At 43.7% G+C, this 12,424-nt stretch carries 10 protein-coding genes; all 10 read right to left on the bottom strand.

The genetic code is table 11. The features are described from left to right. Positions 1-6: 6 nt before the first annotated feature. Entirely contained in the window at positions 7-3,078 is a 3,072-nt protein-coding gene (locus tag Hs20B_RS00430; protein ID WP_172354511.1) for a type I restriction endonuclease subunit R, read from the bottom strand. Position 3,079: 1 nt separating this feature from the next. After that, positions 3,080-3,661: a restriction endonuclease subunit S domain-containing protein gene (locus Hs20B_RS00425; protein WP_172354509.1), complete on the bottom strand. Its 582-nt coding sequence runs from the start codon at positions 3,659-3,661 to the stop codon at positions 3,080-3,082. A 711-nt stretch (positions 3,662-4,372) separates the two neighbouring features. Next, positions 4,373-5,974, bottom strand: a complete 1,602-nt coding sequence (locus tag Hs20B_RS00420) for an NAD(P)/FAD-dependent oxidoreductase (RefSeq protein ID WP_172354507.1) — start codon at positions 5,972-5,974, stop codon at positions 4,373-4,375. Between the two features lie 56 nt (positions 5,975-6,030). Next, positions 6,031-7,065 (bottom strand): endonuclease/exonuclease/phosphatase family protein, encoded by a 1,035-nt coding sequence (locus tag Hs20B_RS00415; RefSeq protein ID WP_228407412.1) that lies wholly within the window; start codon positions 7,063-7,065, stop codon positions 6,031-6,033. Positions 7,066-7,111: 46 nt separating this feature from the next. Beyond that, positions 7,112-7,873 (bottom strand): acetyl-CoA carboxylase carboxyl transferase subunit alpha, encoded by a 762-nt coding sequence (locus Hs20B_RS00410; RefSeq protein WP_172354505.1) that lies wholly within the window; start codon positions 7,871-7,873, stop codon positions 7,112-7,114. After that, positions 7,866-8,768: an acetyl-CoA carboxylase, carboxyltransferase subunit beta gene (gene accD, locus Hs20B_RS00405; protein ID WP_172354503.1), complete on the bottom strand. Its 903-nt coding sequence runs from the start codon at positions 8,766-8,768 to the stop codon at positions 7,866-7,868. Before accD ends, Hs20B_RS00410 begins: the two co-directional genes overlap by 8 nt. 5 nt (positions 8,769-8,773) lie before the next feature. Further along, positions 8,774-10,144, bottom strand: a complete 1,371-nt coding sequence (locus Hs20B_RS00400) for an acetyl-CoA carboxylase biotin carboxylase subunit (RefSeq protein WP_172354501.1) — start codon at positions 10,142-10,144, stop codon at positions 8,774-8,776. Between the two features lie 28 nt (positions 10,145-10,172). Then, positions 10,173-10,598, bottom strand: a complete 426-nt coding sequence (gene fabZ / locus Hs20B_RS00395) for a 3-hydroxyacyl-ACP dehydratase FabZ (RefSeq protein WP_172354499.1) — start codon at positions 10,596-10,598, stop codon at positions 10,173-10,175. Beyond that, positions 10,595-11,086 (bottom strand): acetyl-CoA carboxylase biotin carboxyl carrier protein, encoded by a 492-nt coding sequence (gene accB / locus Hs20B_RS00390; protein ID WP_172355146.1) that lies wholly within the window; start codon positions 11,084-11,086, stop codon positions 10,595-10,597. The genes fabZ and accB overlap by 4 nt, the downstream gene beginning before the upstream one ends. A gap of 16 nt (positions 11,087-11,102) precedes the next feature. After that, complete coding sequence (fabF, locus tag Hs20B_RS00385; protein ID WP_172354497.1) at positions 11,103-12,353, bottom strand: beta-ketoacyl-ACP synthase II; 1,251 nt, start codon at positions 12,351-12,353, stop codon at positions 11,103-11,105. Positions 12,354-12,424 lie beyond the last annotated feature (71 nt).

The raw sequence follows: 12,424 nt of genomic DNA, 5'->3' as shown, positions 1-12,424 counted from the left end.
ATCAGGCTATTCGCCTTTTTTGATTTCATCTGCAAGATCATAAAACGCCTTGCGGAATTCAATACGGTATTTGACCCAAGATAAAGCTGCCACTTCTGCTACTGCAATTTCTTTGTAGTCAAAACGAGCATCATTCATAATCGTAGTCAGCTCGTTTTGTTTATCCATGTCTTCTTGTCCCACACGATGCTTCTTGATGAGATTTTCGATATCTCTAGGCTTCGTACTATTGTCTAAGCCCCATTTACGAACGAAGTTAGTGAACAATTGGATATTTGTTTCTTTCTGAGATTTATCCATCGCTTGGTTCATCATCTCGACATCAGTAGGTGCAGGATAACTATCAAACGTAAAGTCTTTCGTGAAAATCTTATCTACGAAGTTTCGCATCTTCGATTTTTCTATATCGTTGTCAGACTTCGCAATTTCAATATGAATATCTTCAAACGTCTTTTGTGCATCGTCCATCTTATCATCATGAACCTGATCCGCCATTTGGGCAATTAGGTCAATCAGATAATCATAATTGATTGTCACATCATGGATATGAACCATCGCTAAGTTGACTTGCGAAATATCGATATCTTCATGCTTTGCACGGCGTTCTTTTAGTTCTCCCGCGATAACAGTCGTCAAAATGACTTCCTGCTCTTCGGTTATGCCAATACGATTAAAGAAGCCTTCAGTATCACCATAGGCTGATACTGGATTTTTATCATCATCCTCAGTATATTGTTTCAATTGACTGAGCAAACGATTGTATTCTTTCAGTTGTTCAAAGAGCTCGTCCTGCGCTTTTTCACTTGGTGGCAACTGAACAAAGTCATCCGTCAATTGTCCGAGTTTCTTAACAACAGCTTGCATCTCACTTTGAACTTCACTAAATGCCTTAGAAAGAATCCCTGCTTCCTGATTGCCTTCCTTCAGTTCACCTAACTCCAGATCAATCTTTTCATAAGCTGATTCGCGGTTAGAATAAACATAAAAAGCCTTGTTCATTTCTAGTTCGTTTTGAACCGGCCAGCGGTAGTTCACCACATTCCCCCAAGGTTTTTCTTGAAGGTTATGCATGCGGTTCGTACGAGAATAAGCTTGGATTAAGTTCCCCGCTTTTAAAGTGCGGTCGACATAAAGGGTGTTCATCTCTGGCGCATCAAACCCAGTAAGCAATTGATCGACAACGATTACTAAGTCGAGATAGTTTCTATCATCCGCGGATTTATTCAGTCGGCGAGCTAAATCCTCAGTATATTGTTTGACGGTCGTCATATCCCACGCTGTGCCAAAAAGCTTGTTGTAGCTTTTGATTGCCTTGTGCAAGTTTTCGTTCGTCTTCAATTGATGGCTGTTATTTGAAGTGGTTGCTGAAAAGCTTACCGCTACCTTCAATCGTTCTTCCTCTGGTTTAGTAGCATTAATTTCTGCAAACTTATCGAAATATTCCATCGCCCGTGGTGTTGAAGCCTTGTTCCCACCAACGTGTACCGTGAATAACGCATTGTACTTCCCATCGTTCGATCGTTCCTTCCAGTTTTGGAAAATATCTTTCACGACCAACTCAACGTGTTCAGAACTGGTATCATAGACACTATCTTTGATGTTATCATCAATATCTTCCTCAGTTGGATCTTCCGGGGGGGCAATGGTTTCTTTAAACTCAACATTAAAGCCGAGAACATTCTTATCCGCGATTGCTTCTTTAATCGTATAAGCGTGCAAAATATCACCAAAAATTTGGCGAGTTTCAGGGAATTTTGGCGTCCCCGTATACCCCACCCACGCTGAATTAGGGATGGCTTTGCGAATACTTTCTAGCATCCCTTCATTCTCAGTACCATCACCAGTTGAGCGATGCGCTTCGTCTACAATAAAGAGAATGTTTTCATTCAACTTCTTGAAGCTATCACGAGAAACATAGCGAGACATCTTTTGGATACTAGTTACCACGATATTCTTGTCGCTCTTCTTCGTAAGTTTTCGGTGCAAATCGGATATGTTAGCGGTATCACTTACAACACCTGTTTTCCCTTCAAACCCAGCAACTGGATCATAGGCTTGATAAGCATCCGAGGTTTGATTGGTCAGAGCGATACGGTCAACGAGGAAAACGACCTTATCTACATTAGATAAACGACTCGCAAGCCACGCTGTTTTGAAACTCGTGATTGTTTTACCACTACCTGTGGTATGCCAGATGTATCCCAATTTCCCATCATCGTAGTTAAAATCGAATTTACGGACTTTATCAAGTACTCTTTTGGTCGCATAAACCTGATACGGACGCATAACTTTGATGCTTTCCTTAGTCTTCGTTCCATCTAAAACCATATAACGCGTTGCCAAATCATGGGCCATGGGAATCGAAAGAACTTTATCAGCAAATGTTTTCCACGACCGCACTGGTTTGGCATCATCCTCATTTTGCCAATTAAAGGCAAAGGCCCGGTTAAAGCTTTCAAGTTTTGTGTTCGCCATGTAACGAATATCATGTGGTGTCATCGCAATCAATATTTGCAGGGTCGAAAAGATTCCGCTATATTGTTTTTCAGCGATATATTGCTCCATTTGGTTGAGTGACTCTGTTGTCGTATGAAGTGCTTTTTTCAATTCGATTTGAATAATTGGCAGCCCATTAATCAGCATCGTCACATCAAAACGACGACTCCGTTTCCCATCGACGACTTTCGGCCGTTCAATCTGGTTGACAACTTGATAGACAGTGTTCCCACCGGCTACTTGCGCCTGGTCAAATACCGTTAAAAAGACATGCTTCCCATTATCAAGGTCAACTTCTATTTCAGAAACACCGTTAACACCATATAGAAATTGCCCAGCGTGATATGGTGAATCAATAGCCGTGATGACCTTCTTGACTTGACCAAATTCAGTATCAGATAAGCGCCCATCAATACGAGCTCTGTTATTTTGTTCCAAGATGTTCTTAAAGTTCAGCCATAACTGCTCAGTGGTTTTGATTTTATTCGCGTACTCCCATTGCTTCACTCCCCCGATTTGAGTTAGGTAATCGATGACTTCACGTTCAAACACCAGTTCAGATTTACTTTTGTAATCACTCATCTTATTTTTTTTCCTTCAAGTTTTCTTCTAGTACAGTGCCAACAAACTGTTCCATTAACGCAGCGTACTTATTTAGCTTACTTTGCGTTTTTATCATTTCATTATACGCTTTCCCAATTTTATGTTGTTGCTCCAGCGATACGATCGGTACAACAATTTCATTTAAAGCTTTGATTGGTATCCTGAGAATCGACCCAGTCCCTTGAAGCTCTCTTTCCTTTTGCCGCCTCACATCAGAATAAGCATTGAACAGATAGATGAAATAAAGTTTGTCCAGACCTTCACTAGAAAATTCAACCTTAGTAAAATTAAGTGATGGAATTTTCCCGGAATTTGCAACACCAACTATAGTAGCAATTTGCATTGCGTTGCTGATCACCACGTCACCGCTTTCAAGAGAAATCCCTTCAGTAATTGAGTTTGAAATTGTTTCATCAATGAAACCATCCTTATGATTAAAATCTTGATCAAACGATGCTTGGTCATAATAATTTATATCTATTATTCCAAACCGTTTCTCAATCCTAGTTGGATTGATGCCTGGCACGAATGTCACAAATTCGCTTATTCTTCTTTTATCCAAGATACTCATCTCCTCATATAACGATTATCGGAAATATTTCAATATTCCATCAACAGTAACTATTTTATCACAGCCAAAATCGTTTGTCAACCTATTTTATGAAATACTGGGATATTTCGTAAAATGATTTACCTTTTTCAAGAAAAATTCCTCTGGAACTTATTCTCGGGAACAGCGAAAGTTTTCTGAGATTGCTGAGCGCTTTGACATTTTACGAATACCAATAACAGCTTCTGATAGAGTACCAGGAGACACACCATATTATCATGCAAACGATATTCAAGATTATGTTGTTCGATTTACACACGATAGAGAATTTATTTTAATCACAAGACTAAAACCACCGATGAGAACTTTTTTAATTCTACTCATTTTACTTTTTCCTTTCTATTTGATAAAATACAAGTACACGAAACCGCAGGTCTTGCGACCCTTGGTTCCTGTGTTAGCTTAGAAGTTTGTTGAGAAGTTCAATCAACGCTGTTGCAAGTTCAATTTTGAGGATTAACTTTGCGTTGTTGAATTCATCAGACTTCTTTTTGTATTTTCTAGGTTTCAAGTTTATCACCTCCCTAACCTATATCTCTACTATACACTTCATTTTACAATTTGAGATAGAAGAATTTATCAAGTTTCACGATAACTAAAAACAAAAAAAGTGATCATCTCCACAGAGACAATCACTTTTTTGCTATTTACGATAAAATTCTTTCACCCTTCAGCAACCCCAAAAGCCTCAATCAAAGCCTCAGCACACTTCAAACCATCAATCGCAGCTGAAACGATGCCACCCGCAAAGCCTGCGCCTTCACCACTTGGATAGATGCCTTTTATCGATATAGATTGGAAATCGTCAGGATCGCGGTTGATTCTGACGGGCGATGATGAGCGGGACTCAACCCCTGTCATTACCGCATCATCCATGGCAAATCCGTGAAGCTTGTGGTCTAGTCCCGTCAGAGACTCACGCAGGGCTTCTGTGATGTAGTCAGGAAATAGCTGCGCTAGATCAGTCGGTTTGACGCCTAGACTATAGCTCGGTGTGACACTTTTCATCTCTGACGACGCTTGATTTTTTAAGAAATCACTGACTAATTGCGCTGGCGCCTGATAGGTTGCACCTCCCAGCTCAAACGCTTTCGCCTCAAGCTCACGTTGAAACTCGATTCCTGCAAGAGGTGAATCACTTGCAAAATCTTCTGGAAAAACTTGGACCAAAAGGCCACTGTTAGCGTTTTTTTGGTCACGCGCATGCTCACTCATGCCATTTGTCACTAGGCGACCAGCTTCCGAGCTTGAGGCAACGACTAGCCCACCGGGACACATGCAAAACGTGTAGACACCACGCCCATTGCTTGCCTTATAAGTCAGACGATACTCAGCAGCGCCAAGTCTTGGGTTACCTGCAAACTCCTTGTACTGCGCCTGATTGATAACTTCCTGCGGATGCTCAATGCGCACACCCACCGCAAAAGCCTTAGCACTCATATCGACACCTTGCTCATAAAGTGCGCTAAAAGTATCACGCGCACTATGCCCAATCGCAAGAATGACCTGTTCAGCCGCAATCTCTTTCCCGTCAGACATGACGATGCCTGATAATCGACCGGCTTCAATCTTAAATGTTGCAACTTGCGCGTTAAAGCGGATTTCACCACCCAAAGAGATGATATCCTTGCGGATATTTTTGACGATATGTCGCAACAAATCCGTCCCGACATGCGGATGCGCCTTGTAGAGAATATCCTCAGGCGCCCCGTGATTCACAAGCTCTTGCAACACCTTGCGACCACGCAGATCCTTGACACGGCTGGTCAGCTTCCCGTCAGAAAAGGTCCCAGCGCCACCCTCGCCAAACTGGACGTTACTTTTCGGGTTGAGCTGACCTTTTTCCCAAAATGCGTCAATCGACTTGACACGGTCATCGACGGCTTCGCCGCGCTCCAAAACAAGCGGCTTGTAGCCCATTTGCGCAAGTAACAGTGCAGCATACATACCCGCAGGACCAAAACCGATAACGACAGGGCGATGCGTGAGCTTTGCAGTTCCCACGACAGGATTTTTATAAGTCAGATCTGGCGTCTGTGCGACATTTTTATACTTACCAGAGAGAAACTTCATCTCATCTTTAACTTTGATGTCAACCGTGTATATAAAGTTGATTTCACCCCGTTTTCTGGCATCAATTGACTCCTTATAGATGCGGTAGTCAAGGATATCTGACGGCTTGATTTTGAGTTTTTTTGCCACTTGTGTCTTGACGCTTGCAATGTCGTCGTTGATTGACGTTTTGATTTGAGTAATTCTTAGCATAATTCTCTCGATTTCTATTTCTGCGGTAATGTTTCCGGTCAATGTTGCCTATACGCTTAATTCAGCTCAAACGTCATGACGACAGGATTGTGATCACTGGATTTGAAGTTATTTTGAACTGTTTTGATGCTGGTGTCTTTGATATTATCAGTGACAAGAAAACCATCAATCACGCCGAGTGTGGAATGATCACCGTAAACTGTCCCATTACTGCGGACTGACGGGGCATTGGTTGGTGCGACAACACGCATATTTTTTGCGAGCTTATCCGTTGGAAATGCCTTCATCCAGGTCAACTCAGGGTGTGCCTTGCCAGATAAGACGTGGTTATAGTCACCGCCACAAATCACGTAATCTCCCGCATCAGCGTGCTGTTTCATGTTATCAAAAAGCTTGGTCAACTGCGCCTTTTGAATGACTTCATCCTTGATAAATGCTGACATATGGACATTGTAAAGATAGAGCGTTTTGCCATTTGCCACACTGATCTCACTGACACTAAGGGCACGGTCCAAGTCGAAAAATTTATTAAAATTCTTCTCAATCGGCAGGCTAAAACGTCTTGCTTGGTTAACCTTTGCCTTCGACAATGTCAACAAGCCAGACTTCGCCTTACCAATCGGCTGCGTAACCGGATAAAAAAGATAGGCAGAGTCATAGTTATTTGCAAAAACCGACGAATAATCTTGATTTTTTTTGGTGAAAAAATCAGGTTGATTGACCTTAAAAGACCTATCCCCCTCATAATCCACCTCTTGCAAGTTGATAAAATCAGGATTTTCAGCCGTCATCAACTGGTTGTCCTCGGTTAAGTTCGCAAGCACATCTTGTTTCGAGCGCGCACGAACTTCTTTACCGCCGTCCATAAAAAACGTATAGTCCGCTGGATATGACCCGTATCCGATGTTAAAACTCATGATTTTACAGCTAGTATTAGCTGTAACTTGTTCAGTCTGACGGGCGTTTTTGACGGGCAAACTCTGATCATCAGCAATCCTGTGATACTGCAGATACACGTAAGCAATATAACCTGCGACAATGATGATAACAAGCACGATAAGTGCCAAAATAAATTTCATAACTGTTTTCATAACCTTTATTATATCAAAAAACGTCATTTTGAGATGACGCCTTGTTTTAATACTTTCTAAATCGTGCATATCGTGCCGCAATAAGTGCTTCAGTTGACAACTGCGATAAAGCATCAAGCTCGCTAATAAGCGCTGTTTTGAGCGTTTCAAGCATCTTCTCATCTTCTGAGATGACTTTGTCAACAACGCCATTTGCAAGTAAATCGTTAGACGTGATTTTCAACAACTCAGCAGCCTCAGGTGCGCGCGATGAATCCTTCCAAAGAATTGTCGCAAATCCTTCAGGTGATAAGATGCTATACATGGCTTTCTCAAGCATCCAGACTTGGTCAGCAACGGCAAGCGCTAGCGCACCACCAGAGCCGCCTTCGCCTGTGATGATGGCAATAATCGGCACCTCAAGATCACTCATCTCAAGCAGATTACGCGCAATCGCTTCACCCTGACCACGCTCCTCAGCACCAGATCCAGGAAAAGCCCCCGCCGTGTTGATAAAGGTGATGATTGGGCGGCCAAACTTTTCAGCCTGCTTCATCAGACGCAGCGCCTTGCGGTATCCCTCAGGATGCGGTTGCCCAAAGTTGCGAGCTAGATTATCCTTGAGACTTTTTCCTTTTTGGATGCCGACAATGGTAACAGGACGCCCAGCAAGGCTAGCAATTCCGCCAACGATTGCACCGTCATCTCTGAAATTTCGATCGCCATGAAACTCGATAAAGTCATCAAAAATCTGCTTGGCATAGTCAAGCGTTGTCAGGCGATCTTGGCTACGTGCTGCAAGGACGATTTTTTGTGCATTTTCAGCCATTTACTTGTCCTCCTGTTTGCGATTGTCCTGATACCTGTTTAGGTGCGTGCAGTCTCAAAATCTGTGCCAGTACTTGTGATAACTCTGTACGTTTGACAATCTTGTCAACAAATCCATGCGCCTGTAAAAACTCCGCCTTTTGAAAATCATCAGGCAGATTTTCCCGAACAGTCTGCTCGATCACACGACGCCCTGCAAAGCCTATCAAAGTCTGTGGTTCAGCAAGGATAATGTCGCCTAGCATGGCAAATGACGCCGTTACACCACCCGTTGTCGGGTCTGTCAGCACTGTCACGTAAAGCAATCCCGCCTTACTATGACGTTTGACAGCCGCAGAGATTTTCGCCATCTGCATGAGACTCATGATGCCTTCTTGCATGCGAGCACCGCCAGACGCTGTAAAAATCACGACGGGCAGCTTTTCTGCAAGCGCATACTCAAATAAACGCGTCAGTTTTTCCCCGACAATCATCCCCATAGACGCCATGATAAAGTTCGAGTCCATGATAGCAAGTGCCGTTTTTTGCCCCAAAATCGTGGCTGTCCCTGTTAAAACCGCTTCATCAAGGCCTGTTTTAGCCTTGGCAGCAGCAACTTTATCAGGATATCCTGGAAAATTCAGCGGATCTGGCGCCGCAATCCCTGTAAACAACTCAGAAAAACTGCCCGCATCTGCGACAATATCTAGTCGCTCCATGGCAGAAATCCTGAAGTTGTAGCCACAGGACGGGCAGATTTTTTCAGGACCTAAATCCTTGGTATAAATCGTGTGCTTACAGTTTGGACACTTGGCAAACAACTCATCTGGCACCTCGGGCAAGGTATTTTCGACGTCAAGACGTGATTTATTTGGATTGATGCGAATATATTTATTTTTTTTATTAAACAAAGCCATTTGTGTCAATCCTCATTTTTTAGATAATCAGGTAGAAAAACTTCTCCCAAAAAGGCTGTATCATAATCCCCAGCGACGACCTGGCGGTTTGAAATCAGATCCATCTGGAACTCTGCATTGGTCTGTACTCCCTCGACTTCAAGCTCGACAAGTGCACGCTGCATTTTCATGAGGGCCTCAAAACGATTTTCCCCATGGACGATGATTTTAGCGATCATGCTGTCATAATACGGAGGAATCGTGTAGCCTTGATACATGGCTGAGTCCACACGCAACCCAACACCACCAGACGGCAAATACAAATCAGTGATTTTACCTGGACTTGGTGCAAAGTTAAACTTGGGATTTTCAGCGTTAATCCGACATTCAATCGCATGACCTGTGATTTTGATGTCGTCTTGCGTGAGTTCAAGCGCTTCACCTGCTGCAATCTTGATCTGATTTTTAACAATGTCTACGTGAGTCACAAATTCAGTGACTGGGTGCTCCACTTGGATCCGTGTGTTCATCTCCATAAAGTAGAACTCGCCCGTTTTTTCATCTAGTAAAAATTCGATTGTGCCTGCATTTTCATAGCCGACATATTTGGCTGCAGCAACAGCGGCAGCACCAATCTTATCACGAAGGGTATGACCAATCGCAATCGACGGTGCTTCTTCCAAAACTTTCTGGTTATTGCGTTGCAGCGAACAATCTCGCTCTCCAAGATGGATGACGTTACCGTGCTCATCGCCCAAAATCTGAACTTCGATATGGCGTGCAGGATAAATCACACGCTCCATATACATAGCACCATTGCCAAAAGCAGCCTGAGCTTCTGCCTGTGCTGACTCAAAATTTGGCAATAACTCTTCTTGTGAATTTACCTTGCGGATGCCTTTGCCGCCGCCACCTGCAGAGGCTTTGAGCATGACAGGATAGCCAATCTGATTTGCGATTTCAAGCGCTTGTGTCGCGTCAAAGACTTCACCATCTGAGCCTGGAATAACCGGAACATTTGCCGCAATCATCTGTGCACGCGCATTGATCTTATCTCCCATGGTATCCATGACTTTAGCTGAGGGACCGATAAATTTGACACCGACTTCTTCACATAAGTTAGCGAATTTTGAGTTTTCACTCAAAAAACCAAAGCCCGGGTGAATGGCCTCAGCCTTAAGCGTGACTGCAGCTGAGATGATTTGGTGCATGTTGAGGTAGGAGTCGCTTGCCTTCGCAGGGCCAATACAGACCGCTTCATCTGCAAGCAAGGTGTGGAGGGCATCCCGGTCTGCTTCTGAGTAGACTGCGACCGTTTGTATGCCCAATTCACGTGCTGCACGAATGATTCGGACCGCAATTTCACCGCGGTTGGCGATTAATATTTTTTTGAACATATGATTTCTCTTTTATCTGATTTGACGATTAGTCGCCAATCGCAAAAGTCAAAGTACCTTTTGCGGCTAGTTTACCATCAACTGTCGCCTGCGCTTCAACGACTGCAATCGGCCCACGACGCTTGATAAATTTCGCATTGAGGACCAGCTGATCGCCTGGCACGACTTGTTTCTTGAACTTAACACCATCCATGCCAGCGTAAAAGACAAGTTTGCCCTTATTTTCTGGTTTTGACAACTCTAAAACACCTGCTGCTTGCGCAAGGGCCTCCATGATAAGGACGCCTGGCATAACAGGATAGTCAGGAAAATGCCCGTTAAAAAACGGTTCATTGATGCTAACATTTTTGATGGCAGTAATCTCATCATCTGAGTGTTCAAGCACACGGTCGACCAAGAGCATAGGGTAACGGTGCGGCAATGCTGCTTTGATTTGATTGATATCTATCGTCATTTGATGCGTACCAATCCTTCTCCGTACTCAACCATTGCTTCAGCGTCAACCAAAATTTCAGTGATCACGCCATCGCGTGGTGCTGGAATTTCATTCATGACTTTCATGGCTTCAATGATCAGTAAAGTTTGACCTTTTTTGACCGTTTCGCCAACTGAGATAAAGTCAGATTTGTCAGGGGCTGGTTTCAGGTAAGCAACGCCAACTAAGGGACTTGTAACCACATCGCCTTCAGCTTCTGCTGCTTGAGTGACTGTTTTTTCTGTTCCAATCGGGGCAGCACTTGCGGCATCTGCTGATACTTCTGAAATACTCGGTACTTCAGCACTCTGTAGATGCGCTTGTAGTGCTGGGGATACTGCTTGTGCTGCAACTTGACCTTGATTTTTTGAGAAAGACAGTGAGAACTCGTTTGTCGCATATGAAAATTCACGCAAAGACGAGCCGTCAAATTGGCTGAGCAAGTCTTTGACTTCGTTAATCTGAATCTGAGACATTAGTTATTTATTCACCTTCCCATTTTTTAAGCGCGATAACAGCATTGTGACCACCAAAGCCAAATGAATTTGAGATGGCATAGTTAATGTTGTGGGCTTTACCTTGACCAAGGACAATGTTGATTTTCTCTGTATTTTCATCAAGTTCGCTTGTCCCTGCGTTCACGGGTGCGTATTGATGTTGGATAGCTTGCAACGTCGCAATGGCTTCAATCCCGCCTGCTGCACCAAGGGCATGGCCTGTGAGTGCTTTTGTTGACGAAACAAGGACATTTTCATCATCACCAAAGACGGTATGAATGGCAAGTGCTTCGCCTTTTTCATTGGCCTGAGTTGAGGTACCGTGAGCGTTGATGTAGCCGATGTCACTTGGTTTAAGCCCTGCTTCGTCGAGTGCGAGTTGCATGGCTTTTGCAGCGCCCGATCCGTCAGGAAGTGGCGTTGTCATATGATAAGCATCATTAGTTGAGCCGTAACCCACGATTTCAGCTAGGATATTTGCGCCACGTGCTTGTGCGTGTTCAAGGCTTTCCAAAACGAGAATCCCTGATCCTTCACCGAGTACAAAGCCTGAACGGTCCTTATCAAAGGGAATAGACGCACGTTTTGGATCTGTTTCATGTGTCAATGCTGTCAGATTGGCAAATCCTGCCACACCAAGATCACAGATGGCAGCTTCAGTCCCGCCTGCTAGCATGACGTCAGCATAGCCATGTTTAATCTCACGAAAGGCTGAACCAATCGCATTTGTACCCGCTGCACATGCTGTCACTTCAGAACGGCTGACACCATTTGCATTGACACGCAAAGCCACGTTACCAGTCGCCATATTGGCAATTGAAAGTGGTACAAAAAGAGGCGCGACACGTTTCGGTCCTTTGGTTGCAAGGCGTGCACCCTGCTCTTGGATGACTGGCAAACCGCCGATACCTGAGCCAATAATCGCACCAAAGCGATCATGATCAAAGTTAGCATCATTTTCTAAATCAATATTTGCCATGGCAAGTGCATCAAGCGCTGCATAGACGGCATAGAGACTGAAAGTATCCATGCGTTTTTTGTCTTTATGGACGAAATACTTGTCATATGGAAAATCTTTAACTTCTCCTGCGACTGTGATCCCTGTTTCTGTGGCATCAAATTTCTTGATGACATCAATGCCGGTTTTGCCCGCTTCAAGATTCGCCCAGAATTCATCTGGTGTGTTTCCTATTGGCGACGTAATGCCGTATCCCGTGATGACTACACGATTTGTCATGATATTTACTCCTTTAATTCTTTGAAATCTATTCACTCGCTTATTTTTTGAAATAGTTCAGATTTCGATAA

The sequence above is a fragment of the Pseudolactococcus insecticola genome (assembly GCF_011170065.1).
Classification (GTDB): Bacteria; Bacillota; Bacilli; order Lactobacillales; family Streptococcaceae; genus Pseudolactococcus; species Pseudolactococcus insecticola.
This window is presented reverse-complemented; position numbering and strand designations above follow the sequence as displayed.